The sequence below is a fragment of the Paraburkholderia hospita genome, assembly GCF_002902965.1.
GTDB classification, from domain to species: Bacteria; Pseudomonadota; Gammaproteobacteria; order Burkholderiales; family Burkholderiaceae; genus Paraburkholderia; species Paraburkholderia hospita.
Genome location: NZ_CP026106.1, coordinates 1,412,850 through 1,432,734, shown reverse-complemented (window position 1 = coordinate 1,432,734; position 19,885 = coordinate 1,412,850). Strand labels below are relative to the sequence as shown.

17 protein-coding genes are annotated in these 19,885 nt (G+C 63.5%); 14 read left to right on the top strand and 3 right to left on the bottom strand.

The features are described from left to right. Window positions 1-386: 386 nt before the first annotated feature. Window positions 387-725 carry a BON domain-containing protein gene (locus C2L64_RS24805; RefSeq protein ID WP_007576590.1) on the top strand — a complete coding sequence of 113 codons (339 nt, stop codon included), beginning with the start codon at window positions 387-389 and terminating at the stop codon, window positions 723-725. A 99-nt stretch (window positions 726-824) separates the two neighbouring features. Here C2L64_RS24805 and C2L64_RS24800 read toward each other — a convergent pair whose 3' ends face one another. Next, entirely contained in the window at window positions 825-1,277 is a 453-nt protein-coding gene (locus tag C2L64_RS24800) for a ferritin-like domain-containing protein (RefSeq protein ID WP_007576588.1), read from the bottom strand. A 285-nt stretch (window positions 1,278-1,562) separates the two neighbouring features. On the opposite strand from C2L64_RS24800, the gene C2L64_RS24795 reads away from it, so the two are divergent. Continuing rightward, entirely contained in the window at window positions 1,563-1,835 is a 273-nt protein-coding gene (locus tag C2L64_RS24795) for a hypothetical protein (RefSeq protein ID WP_007576586.1), read from the top strand. Between the two features lie 74 nt (window positions 1,836-1,909). Here C2L64_RS24795 and C2L64_RS53375 read toward each other — a convergent pair whose 3' ends face one another. After that, window positions 1,910-2,530 (bottom strand): DUF1488 family protein, encoded by a 621-nt coding sequence (locus C2L64_RS53375; protein ID WP_007576584.1) that lies wholly within the window; start codon window positions 2,528-2,530, stop codon window positions 1,910-1,912. A 187-nt stretch (window positions 2,531-2,717) separates the two neighbouring features. Between C2L64_RS53375 and C2L64_RS24775 the strand changes: the two genes are divergently transcribed. Beyond that, window positions 2,718-3,920 (top strand): DNA topoisomerase IB, encoded by a 1,203-nt coding sequence (locus C2L64_RS24775; RefSeq protein WP_007576583.1) that lies wholly within the window; start codon window positions 2,718-2,720, stop codon window positions 3,918-3,920. Between the two features lie 15 nt (window positions 3,921-3,935). Here C2L64_RS24775 and C2L64_RS24770 read toward each other — a convergent pair whose 3' ends face one another. Further along, window positions 3,936-4,229 (bottom strand): hypothetical protein, encoded by a 294-nt coding sequence (locus tag C2L64_RS24770; protein WP_007576582.1) that lies wholly within the window; start codon window positions 4,227-4,229, stop codon window positions 3,936-3,938. A 346-nt stretch (window positions 4,230-4,575) separates the two neighbouring features. Between C2L64_RS24770 and C2L64_RS24765 the strand changes: the two genes are divergently transcribed. The 11 genes from C2L64_RS24765 (at window position 4,576) to pelF (ending at window position 19,883) form a co-directional block, all read left to right on the top strand. Next, window positions 4,576-5,250, top strand: coding sequence for an HAD family hydrolase (locus C2L64_RS24765; RefSeq protein WP_007576581.1), 675 nt, complete (start codon window positions 4,576-4,578; stop codon window positions 5,248-5,250). Window positions 5,251-5,356: 106 nt separating this feature from the next. Then, on the top strand, window positions 5,357-5,494 hold the full coding sequence (locus tag C2L64_RS54165) for a hypothetical protein (protein WP_165489446.1): 138 nt from the start codon (window positions 5,357-5,359) through the stop codon (window positions 5,492-5,494). 79 nt (window positions 5,495-5,573) lie between these two features. Next, window positions 5,574-6,068 carry a PRC-barrel domain-containing protein gene (locus C2L64_RS24760; RefSeq protein WP_039899658.1) on the top strand — a complete coding sequence of 165 codons (495 nt, stop codon included), beginning with the start codon at window positions 5,574-5,576 and terminating at the stop codon, window positions 6,066-6,068. Between the two features lie 66 nt (window positions 6,069-6,134). Continuing rightward, a complete protein-coding gene (locus tag C2L64_RS24755; protein ID WP_007576579.1) occupies window positions 6,135-6,584 on the top strand; it encodes a DUF3175 domain-containing protein in 450 nt (149 codons plus the stop codon). 25 nt (window positions 6,585-6,609) lie between these two features. Continuing rightward, on the top strand, window positions 6,610-7,944 hold the full coding sequence (locus C2L64_RS24750) for a cation:proton antiporter (RefSeq protein ID WP_007576578.1): 1,335 nt from the start codon (window positions 6,610-6,612) through the stop codon (window positions 7,942-7,944). Window positions 7,945-8,314: 370 nt separating this feature from the next. Further along, the gene (locus C2L64_RS24745; RefSeq protein WP_238554513.1) at window positions 8,315-11,098 is read left to right on the top strand and encodes a bifunctional glycoside hydrolase 114/ polysaccharide deacetylase family protein; all 2,784 of its coding nucleotides are present in this window, start codon (window positions 8,315-8,317) and stop codon (window positions 11,096-11,098) included. Next, on the top strand, window positions 11,073-15,020 hold the full coding sequence (locus C2L64_RS24740) for a tetratricopeptide repeat protein (protein WP_007576575.1): 3,948 nt from the start codon (window positions 11,073-11,075) through the stop codon (window positions 15,018-15,020). The genes C2L64_RS24745 and C2L64_RS24740 overlap by 26 nt, the downstream gene beginning before the upstream one ends. A gap of 21 nt (window positions 15,021-15,041) precedes the next feature. Beyond that, a complete protein-coding gene (locus C2L64_RS24735; protein WP_007576574.1) occupies window positions 15,042-15,593 on the top strand; it encodes a hypothetical protein in 552 nt (183 codons plus the stop codon). Between the two features lie 58 nt (window positions 15,594-15,651). Beyond that, window positions 15,652-17,130 (top strand): PelD GGDEF domain-containing protein, encoded by a 1,479-nt coding sequence (locus C2L64_RS24730; protein WP_007576572.1) that lies wholly within the window; start codon window positions 15,652-15,654, stop codon window positions 17,128-17,130. Then, complete coding sequence (locus tag C2L64_RS24725; RefSeq protein ID WP_007576570.1) at window positions 17,117-18,286, top strand: tetratricopeptide repeat protein; 1,170 nt, start codon at window positions 17,117-17,119, stop codon at window positions 18,284-18,286. The genes C2L64_RS24730 and C2L64_RS24725 overlap by 14 nt, the downstream gene beginning before the upstream one ends. 10 nt (window positions 18,287-18,296) lie before the next feature. Beyond that, complete coding sequence (gene pelF, locus C2L64_RS24720; RefSeq protein WP_007576568.1) at window positions 18,297-19,883, top strand: GT4 family glycosyltransferase PelF; 1,587 nt, start codon at window positions 18,297-18,299, stop codon at window positions 19,881-19,883. Window positions 19,884-19,885: the final 2 nt, after the last annotated feature.

Below are 19,885 nucleotides of genomic sequence, written 5' to 3'. Positions count from 1 at the left end.
CTACCTACGCAACTGTCGTACCAGTTTCCGCAACTGTCTGTTTTGATTCGCCTTTGTGTTGCCGAGGCGCACGCCGCGTGCCCGTTCCCCGCGCGCATTTTACAAACGCTCTGAAATTCGAACCGAATCATGTGGCATCGGTGCGAACGTCCGGACAACGCGACACGCGACGACATTCAAACCGTGACGGGTACGACGCTTGCTGACCGTCTCACAGGGACGCGCCATTGAGCAGGATCGAAGCGCGGCGCGTCCTGTGTCGGCGACGGACCAGACGGAACCGCGGCGGCAGTGTTCTTTGGTCGGGTCATCGGCGGCATCGAGCCGCGATCGATCGCACGGACAACAGGACCGCAACCCTGATCATCAACCGAGAAGGAGAAACCATGAAAACCATCCAGTTCCTCAAGGCCGCAGGCAGCATCGCATGTGTTGCATTCGCACTGAACGCTACGGCGCAAACGACGGCCTCCGCGCCGCCCGCCACTTCCGAGAGCGTTGGCCAGCATATCGACGACGGCACGGTGACCACCAAGGTCAAGGCCGAGCTGCTCGGCGCGAAGAACGTGAAGTCCACGCACATTCACGTGAAGACCCGCAAGGGCATCGTCTGGTTGTCGGGCTCGGTGCCATCGGCTGACGACAAGACTGCTGCGCAGGATGTCGTGCAAAACGTGTCCGGCGTGAAGGGTGTGAAGAACCATCTGAAGATCGCAGCCGACTAAGCGTTTGACGCTTGCGCGTGTTTAACACGCTCGCGTTAAAGCGTTAAAGCGCCAGAGGCCGCCCTTGATTGGGCGGCCTCTTTTTCTTTGCTGCCGTGTTCAGGCTTTCATCGCTGCGTACTGATCCCGCATCGCGCGAATACGTTCATGGTTTTGCAGCACACCGTGATATAACCGCTCGACCACTGCGCGCACGTCTGCTGGCAGGTCTTTTCCGAGCGCTTCGTGAAAGCGCTTCTTCGCGGCGTCCTCGCCCTTTTCGCAATCGGCGAGAATCGCGTGATCCGCGCGGCTGCCCACGGCCGACTTCACATCGAGCCATCCGCGATGCAATGCGCCAGCGACGCTGCCACCGACCTCCGGTTTGCCGCCCAGTTTCAACACGAGATCCTGCAGTTCACGCGCGCCTTGCGTGCAACGGTCCGCGCTTTCGAGCAACGCGTCCTTGACGCTCGTGTGATTCGCGTCCTCGGCGGTTTTCATGAAGCCGCGCTCGCCGTCCTTCGACGTCTCGATCAGACCGTTCAGCACGGCAATGACATTCGTCGTCATACGTTGCCCCTTTCCGTTATGCGTGGGATGCGAGCTGTTACGCACTCGTCATGCCCGATCTCCAGGCGTGCGTGTCGTCTTTGCCATTGCGGGCGAGTAATTGCTTCCAGTCGAATGCTGGAATTACGCCGTTGCGGCCGCGAATGCAGGCCCCGCGCGTAAATGGCAGAAAGGCATGGATATTGCTCGATAACGATGCTGGACCCTCGCGCACCGCGCAAAGGCTTTAACAAAGCGCGGTCGATACATAACGCGGGCCAGCCATCGACAAGGGAGAACTTCACCATGAGGATCAGGAGCGCCGAATACCTGCTGTTCGTCGCTATTGCCACGTCAGCCATCGTTGCGCAGGTACGCGCACATACGCTGTCATTCAGCCAGACCAACGTGCCGACGCAGACAGTCCCACATACCACTCGCATGCAAGCTTGCGAAGAACCGCACAACGGGATACTGCGGACAGCGTGCGAAGCGCAGAGCGAGCGTCGCCCCATCGAAAGCGACGATCGCCCGACCAACGGCGTCGATACGCCACACGCGGGCAAGCTCTGGGTTTGATCGTTGGGTTTGACGCAGATTAGGCGCGCGGCTGCCTGGTGCATTACGGCAGCCGCCTTTTTTTGCGCGCCCGGTTATGTCTTCAATCGCCGGTCCGACTCCATCCCTTCGACACGGAACAGGCCGCTGTGCAGAATGACGCTTTTGCCAGCGTTCTGATCGAGCGCTTCCGCGCATACGGATCGGATACGCGCGCGGCCACGCTCGTACGCGCCGATCAGTGTGTCTTCGAGTGGCGAGTCCGCGCCGAAATGGTCTTCGAGCGCCTCCGCCGAAATCGCGCAGGCGACAGGCTCACCATCGACGCACGCGTTGAAGCGCACAGTCAGGCTCGACCCATCGAACACGGGAGCATCATCGGTGAATGTGATGTGCATGAGAGAGTCCTCGTACGCCGCACGCGGCATGAACACCTTCCCGTTCATGACGAAGCCTTGCGCGCATTGGCGAGTTGATGTGCCATCGCGAGATGGTGACGAATGGTCGGGTGCGCGCGGGTCGAACACCGCATCGACGTCGACGCGATCGCCCTTGTCCACATGCCTGTATCCCTGGACCTTTCCGGCCCTGGCAGAAATTACGTGTACGGTCGCGCCTGCTTCCGTGAGCGCGCGGCGCGGTTCGATCAGTTCGGCCTGTTCGAATCCGTCCACGGCCAATACCGCAACCTTGCATCCCGCCAGAGTGCTGGTCATGTGCGTGTCCTCCCTTCGCATCTTGTGTATGTGAGCAATCAGCGTTCGTTCACGTTCATATAGCGAGCAAGTTCGATGCCCAACGCGTGCAACGCGTTCGCCTGCAACTGACGCAGGTTCAGGCATTGCTATTGCACAAAGTTAGCGCGTCAACGCATGTCCGTCACAAAAGACCGGAAACCGCGAAATGAAAACGATGACACGCAACGCGATCGATGCGATCGCCAAAGGACTGTCCACCGCGATGCCTGCGGGGCTGCGGCATGCCGACGACACACGGCCGGGCTATACGCGCAGAAAGCTCAGAAGCGTATTCGTTTATTTCGATCTCGACGGCAGACGCATTGACGATGAAACGCAGATCACGCGCATCAACGCACTGGCGATACCGCCCGCCTACACCGATGTCTGGATCTGCCCCGACCCGCGCGGCCACATTCAGGCGACGGGCCGCGATGCGCGGGGCCGCAAGCAGTACCGTTACCACCCGCAATGGCGCGAAACGCGCGACGCCGACAAGTTCGGCCGTATGGCCGCGTTCGGGCGTGCACTGCCAAAGATACGCGCGCGAGTCGCACGCGATCTCGCGCGCGAAGGCATGCCGCGCGAGAAGGTGATCGCGGCCGTCGTGCATCTGCTCGATACGACGCTGATCCGGATCGGCAGCGTCGAATATGCGCGCGACAACCAGTCCTATGGCCTCACCACGCTGCGCAAGAAGCACGTGAAGATTCGCGCGGGCGAAGTGCGTTTCCGGTTCGCGGGAAAGAGCGGCATCGAGCACGACGTGACCGTCGACAATGCGCGCGTCAAGCGCATCGTGCGCAGGTGCGCGGAGTTGCCGGGCCACGATCTGTTCCAGTACATCGACGAGGACGGCGCGCGCCATACGATCGGCTCCGCCGATATCAACGAGTATTTACGCGACATCAGCAGCGCGGACTTCTCGGCGAAGGACTATCGCACGTGGGCGGGCAGCGTGTATGCGATGGCGGCATTGCGTCAGCTGGTGTGCGAGAGCGCTGCGGATACGCGCCGTCATGTCGTTGCGACCGTGAAAGAAGTGGCCACGTTATTGCGCAACACGCCTGCTGTATGCAAGCGCTGTTATATCCACCCTGAAGTGATTGCGGCCTTTGAAGCCGGCGAATTGCAAAGCCTGCTGCCGCAGCGCGCGAAGCGCCACATGAAGGTCGACGAAGCGGCATTCGCCGCGCTGCTCGTTCAAGTGGAAAGGCGCGTGCGGCTCGCAGGCCGCAGCGCGCGCAAGGGCGGCAAGCCGTCTGCGTCGGTGGACGTGGAGAGCGCGCGGCTCGCGACGCTGCTCACAAAGTCGAGCGCGCTGCGCAAGCAGGCGAGCACGCGAAAGCGCGCTGCCCATCCCGCCTGACCCTGTGTCGCCGCCTCACTCTTCGTACGCCGCCATGACCAGCCACATGTCGCGTTCGCTGTTGTAAATCTGTGCGGCCAGCGCGTAGTTTTCGTTTGGCCCGCACGTCTTCGCAAGCGTACGCTGCGCGACTTCCGCATCTTCGAATACGGAGTCGCCCGCAAGTAGCCGAACTTCACGCTTGCCTTCGAACCTGTGCTGGCTCATCCGGTACGCGAGCGGCTGCTGCTTCCACGCATGGAAGCAGTCTTTCGCGTGCTGAAAATCGCCGCCGCCGATGTTGCTCTGATACTGAATCCCCGATCGCATCATCTCCACATGCCGCGCCGTGTGTGTTGCCGCGGCCGATCGTCGTGCCGCAACGGTGGATCGCCGGTCGAACGGAACGCCATTGTGTGCTCCCCGACCGCGAAAATCCTGTTGCTGTCATCGCCGGATCGATCAAGCGGTGTGCCCCGCGAAGGCGCGCCCGCTCTCGCTTTGCGGCCGGAAGACGCTGTTTTCCCGGCGGCTTTCATGCGCGGTCAGATGCCGCAGGGCAGCACGCATGCGCTCGCGGCGTCTGATAATTACAAAGAGGACGTAAATCTTTCGTGCGATAAATGGCGCAATATGAAGTTGCGCTGCACGCCATTCAGACCAAGGAGAACACTTCATGCGTATTTCGACATCTTTTCTGTTCGACCTCGACGGCACGCTCGTCGATAGCGTGTATCAGCATGTGCTCGCATGGAAGGAAGCGCTCGACGAAGAAGGCATCGAGCTGTCGGTATGGCGCATCCATCGCAAGATCGGCATGAGCGGCGGGTTGTTCACGCATCAGTTGCTGCGCGAGACGGGCGGCGACATGAGCGCCGAACGCGTCGAGCGCTTGCGGCGCGCGCATGCTCGCGCTTACAAGCAACTGCATGCACAAGTGCGTCCGCTGCCCGGCGCGCAGGCGCTGCTGGCCGCGCTGACGGAAAGCGGTACGCCGTGGGCGATCGCAACCAGCGGCCGCATGGAGACGGCGGCCGTCAATCTCGAAGCGCTCGGCGTCGATCCGTCGAAGACGGTCGTCGTGACGCGCGACGACGTCAAGTACGCGAAGCCCGATCCCGACCTGTTCGTCGCCGCAGCGCATCGGCTGAAGGTGCAGATCGAGCACGCCGTCGTGGTCGGCGACAGCATCTGGGACATGCTGGCTGCCCGCCGCTGCCGCGCGCTCGGCGTGGGCCTGCTGTCGGGCGGCTACGGCCAGGAAGAACTCGAGCGCGCGGGCGCGCTGCGCGTCTACGAAGACCCTGCTGATCTGCTCGAACATCTCGACGAGATCGCCGCGCGCCCCTGAATCCTCAACACCCTTCGTATTCGTCCGACACTGCAAGGCGTGCCGCGTGGCACGCCACGTGCAGCGCTCCTGTCATGAGCATTCCCACACAGACAGGAGCGACATCATGGCCCGTGACCCAACCTCCCACGACAACTCGACCGCCCGCCCCGACAACGCGCCGCGCGGCGAGCCGGAACCGCCCGACACATCGAAAGACCTGCCCGAATTGCCCGATCCCGTCGAAGTAGGCGAAGACGGTTGATAGGAATAGCAGTTGCTTGAAGGTTGCTTGAACCCAGCGGTACGCATGATCCATCCGGACCAACACAGGGAGAACCATCATGACGTTGCAGAACCAGACACGCGGTGGAGCAGATATAGTCGGCACGAGCCGCGGCAGGAGCCGCGGACCGGGCCCGGAAGTGATGGCGGCCGATACGCTGGACGGCGACAAGGTATTGAGCGCCGACGGCGACGACATCGGCAAGATCAAGGACATCATGCTCGACGTGCGCTCGGGCCGCATCGCGTATGCGGTGCTGTCGAGCGGCGGTTTTCTCGGCATCGGCGACAAGCTGCTCGCTATTCCATGGAGCGCGCTCACGCTCGACGCGGACCGCGAGTGTTTCCTGCTCGACATGCCGACGGAAAGCGTGAAGAACGCGCCTGGCTTCGACAAGGATCATTGGCCGTCGATGGCCGATTCCACATGGGCCACGTCGATCCATCAATACTACGGACGCGAGCCATACTGGGGCCGAGAGGATGAGTTCGGCGTCGGCGACGTCGCGCCCGGATCGTCGAATGCGCCCGAAGCAGGCGGCGTGAAGCTGTAGGAACACGCCGAACGCAATACCGTCCGCTCGCTACGCAACGCCGGCATAGCGGGCGGATTTCCGTTGATGGGGAATACGATGGCCAGCACCAGCAAACGCAGCGGAACATCGCGCGCGAAAAAGCGTACGACGGCCCACGCGTCGACACGCGCCCGAGGCGGCCGTCCGCCGCGCCAGCGTCATTCGCAGGCGAGAGCCGCGCACCACGCGCGAACGGCGGCATCGAGCCGCTCGGGGAAGAACGCGAAGTACTGGTCGCATCGCGTGATGGAGACCAGCGACGCGGTGGACATCGAGAAGGATATCTTCAGAACAGGAACCGCGGACGAAATCGCGCAATCGCTAAAACGCTCGTCGACGCACAGCAAGCGGCGCAAAGGCACGCCATATCAGTCGGCCATGTCGATGCTCAATTTCTATATCAACCGCGCAGGCCGCAATCTGCCGAAATCGCGCAAGAGCACGCTGGAGCAGGCCAAACGCAAGCTGCGCGAAGCGTTCGGCCGCGCGCCATGAACGCGCCGCCGCGCGCCACCTGCTGATGCACGAAGAGACCGTCTGGTGGTATCTGATCGTCGGCGGCGTGCTGATCTTCATGGGCATCGCCGCCACGACGTTCAAGCGTCTGCCGTTATCCGCCGCGATGCTCTACCTCGCCATCGGCTATGCGCTCGGGCCGTCCGGATTCGGGCTGCTGCAACTCGACCTCGCCCGCGACGCGCACATACTGCGCCCCGTCACGGAAGTCGCATTGCTCGTCTCGCTGTTCGCGATCGGGCTGCGTCTGCGGCTCCCGCTCTTCGCGCCGATGTGGACGTTGCCGCTGCGGCTCGGCTTCGTCGCGATGGTGTTGACGATACCGCTTCTCACGCTCGTCGGCGTACTGCTACTCGGTCTCGACTGGGGTCCGTCGTTACTGCTTGCGGCCATCCTTGCACCGACCGACCCCGTGCTCGCGCATGACGTGGGCGTCCAGGATTCCGACGATCTGGACCTGCTGCGCTTTTCGCTATCGGGCGAAGGCGGACTGAACGACGGCATCGCGTTGCCGTTCGTGCTATTGGGACTCGCCCTATGCACGTCCGGCCCGGCGCACGGAAACGAGGCGAGCGGCTGGCGCATCGCATTCGAAGCGATCGCGGGGATTCCGGGCGGCCTCGTGATAGGCGGCTTGCTCGGCTGGATGACCACCAAGTCCGTCGCATGGTTACGCACGCGCCACGCGCAGGCACTCGGCCTCGAAGGCTTCTTTGCGCTCGGACTGATCGGCCTCGCTTACGGCGCTGCCCTGCTTGTGCACTGCAATGGCTTCGTCGCCGTCTTCGCAGCGGGCGTTGCGATGCGCGGCGTCGAGCATCGCGCGAGCGGCAGCCGCTCGGCGCGCGAAGCGATCGGCACTGTCGACTCGGAAGACGTCGTCGCGACGGCCTCCGATCCGCGAAAGGCCCACGCCTTTATGGCCGAATCGGTGCTCGGTTTCACAATCGAACTGGAACGCATCGCGGAAGTCGTCGTGATGATGATCGTCGGCAACGTGCTCGCGACTTCCGGCGCATCGCTCTTCACGTGGCAAAGCGCGATACTGATCGCGGCACTCTTTATCGTGGTGAGGCCACTCGCCGTCGAAGCATCATTGCTCGGGTCGAATGCCGCGCATGCGCAGCGCCGCTTGATGAGCTGGTTCGGCATTCGCGGCATCGGGTCTTTCTATTACCTTGCGCTCGCACTTGAGTCGATGCAGCAACGTCACATGCAAGACCTGCTTCCCCTCGTGCCGTTGACGCTCGCCGTCATCACTTCTTCCGTCATCGTGCATGGCATAAGCGCAACACCATTGATGAACTGGTATCACCGTATCCGAAAACCGGACCGGTAATCTCACTCAAAATAGCTTTAAGCGTTTTATTCGCTTTAGCACAAACCCCTATGTTTCGCGAATTTAAAAGCGCATCACTTTCAAAACACGCGCTTCATTCGCAACAGAGTGCGCTCTCAAGCAAGAATGAGGCTAGGCGCACACCTGAATGTTGTCTATCATAGGCGCTGACGCAATTGAGCAGAACAAGACGTCACAACATCAATCTGCCCGTTCAGATCAGCAGAACACTTTTCTGTCAATGACGCCAAGCGAATTGCATCGTTATTTAAGGAAAATCATTTTCGCATTCATGCGAGTGTGCCTGGCGGTTTGCACCGCGCGTTTGCAGCGAATTGGCACGCCAGGTTTTCTTGTCATTGCACTGGTATTGCCCTTTCATTCTGCCTTTGCCGACGACATTACCCCGTCCGTCACGCAACCTTCATTTGCGCTCTATTACGGCAAGTCACCGCCCGTAGAAATGCTTTCTGCATTCGACGCAGCCGTTGTCGAACCCGATAGCGGTTTCGATCCGCTTGCGCATCGCTTGCCGCATACCACGTGGTTCGCTTATGCGAGCGTCGGCGAAGTGCTGCCCTCGCGCAGCTATTACGCCGATCTGCCGAAGAACTGGCTGGCGGGAAGCAATGAAGCATGGGCATCGCGCGTGATCGATCAAAGCCAGCCCGAATGGCCCGCGTTCTTTGTCGAGCGTGTCATCAAGCCGCTTTGGGACAAAGGCTATCGCGGCTTCTTTCTCGACACGATGGATTCGTGGCAACTCGTCGCGAAGACCGACGAAGCACGCGCCCGGCAGACGCAAGGGCTGGCCAATGTGATTCGCGCGATCAAAACGCGCTATCCCGATGCAAAGCTGATCTTCAATCGCGGCTTCGAGATTCTCCCGCAGGTGCACGACCTCGTGTATGCGGTTGCGTTCGAGTCGCTGTATCGCGGCTGGGATCAATCGCAGCAGCGCTATACGGCAGTCTCCGAACAAGACCGCGCATGGCTGCTCGGACAGGCGAGGACGATACGCGAGCAATATCATCTCCCCGTCATCTCGATCGACTATTGCGCGCCCGCCGATCACGCATGCCAGCAGGACACCGTCGCGAAGATCAGGGCGCAAGGCATCGTGCCTTACGTGACAGACGGCGCGCTGGCGACGATGGGCGTCGGCGCCGTCGAACCCGTCAAACGTCGCATTCTGGTGATCCAGGACCCGCCGCTGCGCACGGACCTGAACGTGTCGCCGGGCGTGCGCTTTCTGGCGATGCCGCTCAACTACCTCGGCTACCGGATCGACTATCGCGATGCGCGCGACCCGATGCCCGAAGGCGATCTGCGCGACCGCTATGCGGGCATCGTGCTATGGCTCGAAGGCCAGGTGCCGAATAGCAAGGCGTATCGCGACTGGCTCACAGCGCAGATCGACGCGAAGATTCCCGTTGCGGTGTTCACGACTTTCGGCACGCAGATGGACGCCGATCTCGCGAAGAAACTCGACCTCGAAACGGTGGCCGGCGCGCCGTCGAACGGCAAGCTCGACGTCGAATCGTACGATCCGAAGATGATGGGCTTCGAAATGAAGCCGCATCCGCTGGCACGCGACTTCACACCCGTCCGCGTCGGTCCGCATAGCCGTTCGCTGCTGCGGCTGCGCTCGGGCGACTTCGTGATCGACGGCGCGGGCATCACGCCTTGGGGCGGCTATGCGATGCGCCCGTTTGGCGTGTACGAGCTGGATGCCGTCAATCAGGCGCGCTGGGTTACGCAACCCATCGAATTTCTGCGCGCCGCGTTGCGCCTGAACCATGACATGCCCGTGCCGGACACGACGACAGAAAACGGCCGGCGTCTGCTGATGTCGCATATCGACGGCGACGGGTTTGCCTCGCGCGCCGAGTACACGAACTACACGCCGCCCAACTCCGACATCACGCCGCAATACTCAGGCGACATGCTGTATGCGCTGTTGCGCGACTCCGGCATGCCCACCACCGTCTCGCTGATCGAGGGCGAGGTAAGCGACGAAGGCCCGTTCAAAAGCTTCGCGCCGCACCTGCGCACGATCGGCAGACAGATCTTCGAGTTGCCGAATGTCGAAGTCGCGACCCATACCTACACGCACCCGCTGCAATGGATGCGCGTCACGGGCCTGGGCGTCTCCGACACACGCGACACGCCGACGGAAGGCAGCAGCCAGACGAACAGCAGCGGCCTGTCCATCGACATTCCCGGCTACCGGTTCAATATCGACCGCGAGGTCAAAGGCTCAATCGACTATATCGACCGCAATGTCGCGCCCGCGTCGAAGCCCGTGCGCATGGTGTTGTGGAGTGGCGATTGCCAGGTGCCCTCGCCGGTTCTCAAGGCGGCGTACGAAGCAGGTGTGCTGAACCTGAACGGCGGCGACACGCTGATCACGAAGCGCTTTCCGAGCTGGGCCGCGATTGCGCCGCTTGGCGTGATGAAGAACGGCTACTTTCAGATCTTCGCGCCCAATCAGAACGAAGAGTTATACACGGACCTCTGGCATGGCCCGTTCTATGGATTTTCTCGCGTGCTCGAAACGTTCGCGATGACGGACAAGCCAATTCGCTTCAAGCCGATGGACATCTACTACCACATGTTCACGGGCACGAAGTACGCTTCGATGAAAGCGCTGCAGCAGATCTTCGATACCGTGCTCAAGCAACCCGTCACGCCCGTCTTCACCTCCGAATACGCGCGCAAGGTGCTCGACTGGCTCGACACCAGCATCTATCAGGAGCCCGGCAGCAACGTCTGGGTCGTGCGCAACGAGGCAAATCTGCGCACCGTGCGACTTCCCGCCGGCAAGGTGCCCGACATGTCGAATGCGACGGGTGTCGCGGGCTATCTGCCGGGACCGGGCGGCACCTATGTGCACCTGACGGGCGACGGCACCGCGCGCTTCGCCGTGATCGACCAATCGGCAGCGCGCCCTGTGCCCTATCTCGCCGAAGCCAACGGCATGCTCGACCACTTCGTGCGCACACGCAACGGCTTTTCGTTCGATCTGCGCTCGCACATCGCACCGATGTTCCGCGTCGCCAACGCCGGCGCATGCCGCGTGACGAAGCGCCCCGTGACCGGTTCCACCAACGCGTATCGCCAATTGCATGTCGACGTCGCCTGCGACACCTGAGCGGCAGCGGCTCTTTTCGCCCGCCGTGATTCTCGTGCTCGGCCTGCTGGTCGGCGTGATGCTGGCGCTCGCCTTTCCGCGCGAGAGGATCGAATCGCGGCTGCTCGAAGGCGCCAAGGTCGACAGTCTCACGATCGCCTATCTGGAAGCCTGGCTGCGCGTCGATCCGAACAACGCGGAAGTACTCTCCGAGCTTACGCGTGAATACCTGAAGGGGCAGCGCATCTCGGATGCGACGCGCATCCTCGACCGTCTGTCGCGCTCCAACGATGCGAACGCACGGCAAAGCGCGCTGGCCATTCGCGTGTCGCTCGCGCAGCAACGACTGTATTCGCTGAAACCGAACGACCCGGCGCGGCCCGCGCGCATTCGCGAACTCGATGCGCTGCTGCACGAAGCACTCAACTACAAGTGGGACATCGAGCAATTGAAGATGCTCGCCCAGCAGGCGCGCGGGTTGAATGACAACGATCTCGCCGCGCGCTACTACACGCTGCTCGCGCAGTCCGATCGGGAGCATGCGCGCAAGTGGCTGGCCGAGCTCGCGCAAACGCAACAGGGGAACCAGCAGCATCGCGCCGCCGCCGACGCGTGGTTCGCGGTACAAGCGCAAGCCACCACGCTTGACGAGAAGCGTGCCGCGTTCATTGCCGGTTTGCGCGCGCTGCAATCGGGCAACGACATGCCGGCGACGATGCAGGCGGCCGACCAGCATATCGGCGATCTTGCCGACGATCCTGAAACGCTGCGCTTTCTCGCCAATCTCGCGTTGGCTGCGGGGCGTCCCGATCTGGCGTCGAAGTACGTGAAGCGATTGATGAAGATGTCCGCGCTGGATCATGAGCAGGCGCTTGCGCGGCGGGCGTCGTTCGCGCCAAAGCGCGAGGCGGACCCAGGCACCGTCGAGCATCGCACGACGCGCGGCGTGTGGCTGCGCGCTGCGTGGTATCGCCCGCACGTTTCGCGCAGCACGGCGCTGCGTCGTGCGCTGAGCAACGCTTCCACCACTCAAACCACAGCCCACGTCGTACGCATTGCGACGACAGCACCCGCTGCTGTCCCGCCGACCCCGACCCCGACCCCGACGCCCGCGAGCGACGCAACCGCGTCCGATTATGAACTCGCGTATCGCGTGTTCCTCGCGAACGGCGACGTCACGAACGCGCAGCGCATCGCGCAAACGGCCGTCGACCGCGATCCGCAGTCGATCCCATGGCGCGAGCGTCTCGCGCAAGTCGCTGAGTGGAACCGGCGTCAGGACATTGCGCTCGCCAACTACGTCACCATCGCGAAGATGCGCGGCACCGACGACGACTGGAAGAAGGTCGCGCGTCTCGCGCCCGGACTCAACGACAACACCGCGATGCTCGCCGTCACGCTGCACCAGGCCGACCAGCAGCCGGGTAATCTGAAGCTGCTCGATGCCGTCGTCTTCTCGTACGAACGCATCGCCGATCCCGATTCCGCGTTGAGCTTTCTACGCACGCGCTTCAATGGCCCGTTGCGCCGCCAGACCATGGAACGTTACGCGCAAGTCGCCGAACGCAAGGGCGACGACGATCTCGCGCTACGCACATGGCGCGATCTCGAACACGAATACGGGCCGAACGCAGCCTACGGATTGAAGATCGGCACGATGCTGTATACGCGCACGCAGTTCGACGCAGCGCTCGCCGCGATGAATGAAGCGAAGCGCGGCGCGCCCGCATCGAACGATGAATTCTGGCGCTTCTACTCGCTGCTTGCCGACTCGAACCAGGACACGCGCGATGCGAGACTTGGCTATCGCCAGTTGATCGCGGGCGGCAAAGCCGACGCGCAAGACTACGAGGCGATGACGAACTTCTTCAACGACTCGCCACTCGACGCGGGCCGCCTCGCGGAATACGCGTATCGTCATGGCGGCCCGCCGCGCATGCTGTCGGAAGCGTTGTACGGCTATCAGCGCGCGCACGCGTGGGGCCGCATCAGGATCCTGCTCGCGTCCCTCACGCCCGAGCAACTCACGGCCGCCGAGCAGTCAGCCACGTTCCTGCTCGCACGCGCCGAATACGAACGGCAGACCGGCGCCAACGATGCCGCGCTGCGCGACATCGAACGCGCTGCCGCTCTCGATCCGAACAACTCGGAAGCGCGCGCGGCCTACATCTGGGTGCTGAACGAGCGCGGCACGGATGCCGCCCTGCTCGCCGCTCTGCGCCGTCATGCGGGCGACGCGGAGAGCGATCCGCAGCTATGGCCCGCGTACGGCGCGGCATGGTTGCGGATCGGCGATGGGCGTAAAGCCCTGCACTACCTGCACAAGCAGGCCGCGCAAGCGCAGCAAAGCCCGTTGTGGCGTCTCACGTTCGCCGACGCACTGGAACTGAACGGCCGCGTCGATGAAGCATGGCGCGTGCGCAAGCAGGTCTGGCTCGAACTGGCGCGCCGCCGGCGCGTTCCGTCGAAAGCAGCGGCGTTGCCCGCCGCCGAGCAGGACGATCTGCGCGGCCGCTATGTCGCGCTCACGCAGCTGTACGCGAGCGGCGACCGCTCGCGCGCGGTGTTGATCGACCTGCTGCGCGCCGATCGCAACGGCGCCGGCGACAACCAGACGGCCGCGTCCGAGCTTGGCGACATCGGCCAGTTGCCGCCCGCGAAGCAGGACGAGATCCGCAAGAGTCAGCGCCTCTATTCGGCCATCGCGCGCGAGGCGGCCATTTCCTGGGCGCAGAACGAAGAGGCGTCGGACATGGAGCGCGCCTGGCTGGAAAAGCAATATATCGACGACAGCCAGCGTCCCATCTACGCCGAAGCACAACTCGCGATCAACGACGGCGACGTCAACGAACTGTCGCGCCTGCTCGACACGCTGCCCGATCTGATTCCGAGGCAGACACGCGTCGATGCGCAGGCGCTCACGGGCCGCACGTCCGCCGCGCAAACCAGCGCGGTCGACTCGCTCACGCGCCAGCCCAACGACGAAGTGATGCAGGCGATGGCGCGCGAGCAACTGCTCAGCAATGCGCAGGCGTTGGCGGGCGCATTCCGCTATGTCGATCAGGGGTCGCTGCGCTTCACCGAGGAATCCGCGACGGGCAGCGTGCGTCTCACACCCTCGCAGAACCTGCAGTTTCGCTACCAGCAGCGCGACCAGACCGTGGACGGCTCGCAGCTCGCCTACGCGCCGAAACACGACCGGCTCGCCGAGGCGATCTATGGCCACAAGGGCCAATACGACGAAGAGCACGTCACGCTAGGCCGCCGCAATGCGCTCGAAGACTTCACGACGGCACGCGTCGAAGGCACGTACAACGTCACGCAACGCCTCACGCTGACCTATGCGCTCGGCTACAACCAGGCCGCGACGGAATCGACGCAACTGACCGTGGGAGGCACCAAGGACCTCGCCACGCTCGGCTTCAACTACCGGCTCGATCCGCACTGGTTCGGCGGCGCACGCTACGAGTACGCGCGCTTTCACGGCCAGGACCGCTCGTACCTCGGCAACGGCAGTCTCGTCGAAGCGAACATCGGCTACAAGATCAAGGCCGATTACCCCGACTACACGATCCGCGCCGTCTTCGCGCACGGCCAGTACAACGCGACGGGCACGCCGGGCGACCCGCTGCGCGTGCTGCTGCCCGAGAACACGCCGTTCACGGCCGCGTCCTTCATGCCGCAGACCTTCACGCAAGGCGGCCTGCTGTTTTCATTCGGCGACGATCTGCCCGAGCAGTATTCGAAAGGATGGCGGCCGATATTCGCGGGCGGCCCGATCCGCGACTCGCGCGCGGGCTGGTCGGGCCAGGCTGAACTCGGCGTGGCGGGCAGCGTGTTCGGCAACGATCAGATGCTGCTGTACGGCGCGTATCAAGGCGTCTCGTCGAATCATTCGACTTCCGTGAAGGAAGTCGGCATGCGCTATCGGTATCTGTATTGAAGAGCCTTTGAGGAGAATGACATGGACCACAGCAAGAACCTTCGCGCACGCGCGTCGACGTTGTTCGCATCAGCGTTGGCGTTGATGGCGCTTACGCTCGCGGGCTGCGCCGTCGTCGATCGCAGCGCGCCGCCCGCGATCGCGAAGACCGACAGCCTCGCGATCCTGCCTATCGCGAACAACACCGAGACGCCGCAGGCGGGGCAGCGTGCGGCGTCGATTGCACAGAGCCTGCTGGCGTCGTACGGCTTCACGAATCTGTCGCGCTATCCGGCGAGCGCCGACGACGAAACGCTGTTCGACGCCGCGAAACCGGACGCGCAGCAGAACGCGCTGAACTGGGCGCGCCAGCAGAACGCGCGCTATGCGCTGACGGGTGCCGTCAACGAATGGCGCTACAAGGTCGGCGTGGACGGCGAGCCGGCCGTGGGCCTCACCTTCGATGTGCTCGACGTGCAGACGGGCAAGGTCGTGTGGACGGGCACGGGCAGCCGCACCGGCTGGAGCCGCGATGCCGTGTCGGGCGTTGCGCAGAAGCTGGAGCGCGATCTGCTGTCGCCGCTCGCGCGGTGACGCATGCCCTGCTCCGCACGACTATCATCGAAGCTGGCTTCGATTTAAGGCGAACGCCATGAACACGCAGGCTAACGAACACTCCGCGCCGCCCGGGCGGCGTCGACGCCGCGAGGCGCAAAGCGTCGGCGCGGGCTCCTGGTGGGCCCGCGTGATCGCGCCGCCGCGCGGTTCCGCGCGGCGGCGCACGATCGCCGCGCTCGAAACGATCGTCGCAACGCTGATCACGATTGCCATCTGCTGGGCCTTCGATCACACCGATCCGCTGTTGGTCCAAAGCGGCTTCGGCTGGATCTGGATCGTGCCGCTCGTGATCGCGCTGCGTTATGGATCGATTGCGGGGGTGTTTTCCGGGCTGATCCTGCTGGCTTCGTGGTACGTGTTGTACCCCGGGTATAGCGGCGCGTCCGCGCCCATTTCGCTCGCGCGTGCGTTGATCGAGACGCCGCACACGCGGCTCTTTCCCGTGAGCTTCTTCCTTGGCGGCTTCGTCGTCACGATGCTGTGCGGGCAATTCGGCGACATCTGGATCACGCGCCTGCGGCAAGGCCGCATCGCCAACGACTATCTAGCCGAACGCCTGTCCATTCTCACGCGCAACCAGTTCATGCTGCGCATCTCGCACGAACGGCTCGAACAGGATCTGCTCGGACGCCCCGCCACGCTGCGCGATTCGCTGGCGCGGCTGCGCACCGTGATCCTCAATCAGGAACCGACTGAGGCACAGCAAGGCGTCGTCGATCTGCGCGGCGCGCAACCGTTTCTCGAAGCGGCCGCGCAAGCCTGCCAAATCGAAAGCGCGAGCGTGCATGCGTGGCGCGGCGGCAAGCCGGCGACGGCTGCGGGGGCATCGATTGGCGCGCCATCGGCGTTCGATCCCGACGATCCCCTCGTGCGCGAAGCGCTCGAAACGCACACGCTGGTACATGTCGAATCGAAAGCGAATCAGGACATGTCGCTGAGCCGCTATGTCGCCGTCGTGCCGCTGATCGATGCGCAGAAGAATCCTGTCGGCGTGCTTGCCGTCGAGCGCATGCCGTTTCTCGCGCTCACGCGCGACAACCTGCAGTTCCTGCTTGTTCTCTGCAACTTCTATGCGGACGGCGTGCAGCACGCCGTCATCACGCGCGACACGCTCACCGCCTTCCCCACTTGCCCGCACACCTTCGCGCTCGACTATGCGCGGCTCGTGCATCTGAAGCGCGACACGCAGGTCCAGTCGTCGATCGTCGCGCTCGTGTTTCATAACGACGAACGCAGCACGACGCTGTACGAACATGTGCTGCGCACACGCCGCGCGCTCGATGTGCAGTGGCCGTTGCGCGACGAACGGCATCGCGTGGTGCTCACGCTGATGCCGCTGTCGGGCGACAGTGCCGTCGACGGCTATCTGTTGCGGATCGAAGAGAATCTGCGTGCGCAATACGGCGTCGACTTCGAAGCGGCGCGTGTCGCCGTGCATTCGATGACCGTGTCCGCCGACGAACCCATCGCCGCCCTGCGGCGCCTGCTGGAGCGCTGCGATGTCCGCTTCTGACGGCGTCACAACCGATCGAAACCGCCCTGCGGGCGCGCGCGTGACGTTGGTCGGCGTGCTGCTCGTCGCGCTCGGGCTTGCGTTGCAGATCGCCGTCTTCATGATCGCCACACGCAGCACGCCCGACACGTCTGCCGAATGGCTCGGCGGTCTCGTCAACACAGACGTGTCGACGCTGCAAGCCGGCGCACATCTGAACACGCAGACCCTGCTGCTATGCCTGCTCGTGCAGGCCTGCGCCGCGCTCGCGACGTCGCTCGGTCTCGCGGAGATGATGCCCGCGCGCTACCGGCTGCCGCGCGTGGGACTGCTCGCGTCGTTATGGTTTCTGAACTTCGCGGTGCCTTTCGGCGGGATGCTTTGCTCGATCGGCGCGCTCGCGATTGCCGCCGCGTTGCCACGGCCACGCGCGCAGTTGCCCGTCGTGCTCGTCGAGGAACCCGAGTTCGCCGCGAATCTGATCGGCACCGTGTCGTATGGGCGCGGCGCGCGCCTGAAGGCCGAGTTGCAGAACGCGGAAGCGGGCACGTCGTTTCGCATGACCGCCCTGCTCGCGATGCAGACGATGCCCGCACGCACCGTCTCGCCGCTGCTGCAAGGCATGCTCGCCGATCCGCTCGACGATATCCGCCTGCTCGCGTACGGCATTCTCGACAACCGCGAGAAAACGCTCACGCAGCAAATACTCGTCGAACGTCCGAAGCTCGATGTGAAGGTGCATCCCGAATTGAGCGATGCGGAGCGCGCGCACGCGAACAGGACGCTCGCGCAGCTGTACAGCGAACTGATCTACGAAAATCTCGTGACGGGCGACGTGTACCGCAATGCCGCCGACCAGGCCGACGGCTTTGCGGCCGCCGCGCTCGAACACGATCCGAACGACGCGGCGCTGTGGCGTCTGCGCGGCCGTCTTGCCATCGCGCGACTCGATCTCGACGGCGCGGACACGATGCTGCAACGTGCGATCGATTGCGGCTTCCCGCGCGAGCGCATGCTGCCCTGGCTCGCCGAAACGGCTTACCTGCGCCGCGATTTCGCGCGCGTGCGCAAGCTGCTGGCCGAAATGGACAACCGCGCCGCGACGCCGACGCTGGCGGCCGTCCTCGACTTCTGGAAGCCGCGCGGCCCGGGCGCCGCGCAGCCCCGCTCCATCTGAGGCCGCCCTCATGTTTTCATCTAAAAAGCCGTCACTGCCGCACGCGGATTCCGCCGATATCGCCCTGCTGCTCGAAGGCACGTTCCCCTATGTGAGCGGCGGCGTGTCGAGCTGGGTCAATCAGGTCATCCGCGCGTTTCCCGAATATTCGTTCGCGCTGTGCTTTCTCGGCAGCCGTCCGCAGGACTATCCGAAGATGCAGTACGCGCTGCCCGACAACGTCGTGCATCTGGAGAACCACTATCTGTACGATTTCGCGCCGCCGCCGCTGGTGAACAAGCAGCGCGGCGACGCGGCCGCGTTCATGCGCTCCGCGCATCTGCACGACGCATTGCGCAACCCGGCGATGCGCCACGCGGCGGGCCGCATGCTCAAGGACATGCTGAACGACTTGCGCCCCGGCGGAGCATTGGGCGAAGACGCGTTTCTCTATTCGAAGGAAGCCTGGCACTATCTGACCGACCAGTACCGGCAGTTCTGCACGGACCCGTCGTTCGTCGATTACTTCTGGACCATGCGGATCATGCACAAGCCGCTGTGGCAGCTCGCGAAGATCGCCGAGGGTTTGCCGCGGGTGAAGATGTTCCATACGGTATCGACGGGCTATGCGGGCTTTCTCGGCGCGCTCGCGCGCTATCGCCATGCGCGGCCCTTGCTCGTGTCGGAGCACGGCATCTATACGAAGGAACGCAAGATCGACCTGTTCCAAAGCGAATGGATACGCGACAACCGCAGCATCTTCGAGCGCGACGTGTCGCAGATCGGCTATTTCCGCGACCTGTGGGTGCGCTTCTTCGAAACACTCGGCCATGTGTGCTACGACGCGGCTGAGGACATCATCGCGCTCTATGAAGGCAATCGCCGGCGGCAGATCATCGACGGCGCGCCCGAAGCGAAAACGGCCAACATTCCGAACGGCGTGAATCTGCCGAAGCTCGCGCCTTTACGCGCGCAGCGCGCCGCCGGTGTGCCGAAGACGTTGTGCCTGATCGGCCGCGTGGTGCCGATCAAGGACATCAAGACCTTCATCCGCGCGATGCTGACCGTGGTGCGCCGCATGCCCGATGCCGAAGCGTGGATTGCCGGCCCGGAAAACGAGGACCCGTCGTATGCGGCCGAATGCCATGCGCTCGTCGAGAGCCTCGGCTTGAACGACAAGGTGAAGTTTCTCGGATTCCAGAAGATTGACGAATTGCTGCCGAAATGCGGCGTGCTCGTGCTCAGCTCGATTTCGGAGGCGCTGCCGCTCGTCGTGCTCGAAGGCTTCGCGGCGGGCGTGCCGTCCGTCACGACGGACGTGGGCTCGTGCCGTCAACTGATCTATGGGCTGGATGGCGACGACGCGGCGCTCGGCGCGGCGGGCCGCGTCGTACAGATCGCCGATCCGCGCGCGCTCGCCGAAGCCGCGCTCGATCTGCTCGACGAAGACAACTGGCGCGCCGCGCAACAGGCGGGCATTGCGCGCGTCGAGCGCTATTACACGCAGGACCAGATGGTCGGCTCGTATCGCGATCTGTATGCGCGGCTCACCGCGCAGGCCGATCTCGCCGATCCACCCGCATCGGAAGCCGATCTTCTGATGCAGATGCCTCACTGAAC

What these genes read in the sequence shown, in the direction of transcription:
- C2L64_RS24805 (WP_007576590.1), top strand. Translation starts at nt 387, where the DNA reads ATGAAAACCATCCAGTTCCTCAAGGCCGCAGGCAGCATCGCATGTGTT.
- C2L64_RS24800 (WP_007576588.1), bottom strand. Translation starts at nt 1,277, where the DNA reads ATGACGACGAATGTCATTGCCGTGCTGAACGGTCTGATCGAGACGTCG.
- C2L64_RS24795 (WP_007576586.1), top strand. Translation starts at nt 1,563, where the DNA reads ATGAGGATCAGGAGCGCCGAATACCTGCTGTTCGTCGCTATTGCCACG.
- C2L64_RS53375 (WP_007576584.1), bottom strand. Translation starts at nt 2,530, where the DNA reads ATGACCAGCACTCTGGCGGGATGCAAGGTTGCGGTATTGGCCGTGGAC.
- C2L64_RS24775 (WP_007576583.1), top strand. Translation starts at nt 2,718, where the DNA reads ATGAAAACGATGACACGCAACGCGATCGATGCGATCGCCAAAGGACTG.
- C2L64_RS24770 (WP_007576582.1), bottom strand. Translation starts at nt 4,229, where the DNA reads ATGCGATCGGGGATTCAGTATCAGAGCAACATCGGCGGCGGCGATTTT.
- C2L64_RS24765 (WP_007576581.1), top strand. Translation starts at nt 4,576, where the DNA reads ATGCGTATTTCGACATCTTTTCTGTTCGACCTCGACGGCACGCTCGTC.
- C2L64_RS54165 (WP_165489446.1), top strand. Translation starts at nt 5,357, where the DNA reads ATGGCCCGTGACCCAACCTCCCACGACAACTCGACCGCCCGCCCCGAC.
- C2L64_RS24760 (WP_039899658.1), top strand. Translation starts at nt 5,574, where the DNA reads ATGACGTTGCAGAACCAGACACGCGGTGGAGCAGATATAGTCGGCACG.
- C2L64_RS24755 (WP_007576579.1), top strand. Translation starts at nt 6,135, where the DNA reads ATGGGGAATACGATGGCCAGCACCAGCAAACGCAGCGGAACATCGCGC.
- C2L64_RS24750 (WP_007576578.1), top strand. Translation starts at nt 6,610, where the DNA reads ATGCACGAAGAGACCGTCTGGTGGTATCTGATCGTCGGCGGCGTGCTG.
- C2L64_RS24740 (WP_007576575.1), top strand. Translation starts at nt 11,073, where the DNA reads ATGTCGACGTCGCCTGCGACACCTGAGCGGCAGCGGCTCTTTTCGCCC.
- C2L64_RS24735 (WP_007576574.1), top strand. Translation starts at nt 15,042, where the DNA reads ATGGACCACAGCAAGAACCTTCGCGCACGCGCGTCGACGTTGTTCGCA.
- C2L64_RS24730 (WP_007576572.1), top strand. Translation starts at nt 15,652, where the DNA reads ATGAACACGCAGGCTAACGAACACTCCGCGCCGCCCGGGCGGCGTCGA.
- C2L64_RS24725 (WP_007576570.1), top strand. Translation starts at nt 17,117, where the DNA reads ATGTCCGCTTCTGACGGCGTCACAACCGATCGAAACCGCCCTGCGGGC.
- pelF (WP_007576568.1), top strand. Translation starts at nt 18,297, where the DNA reads ATGTTTTCATCTAAAAAGCCGTCACTGCCGCACGCGGATTCCGCCGAT.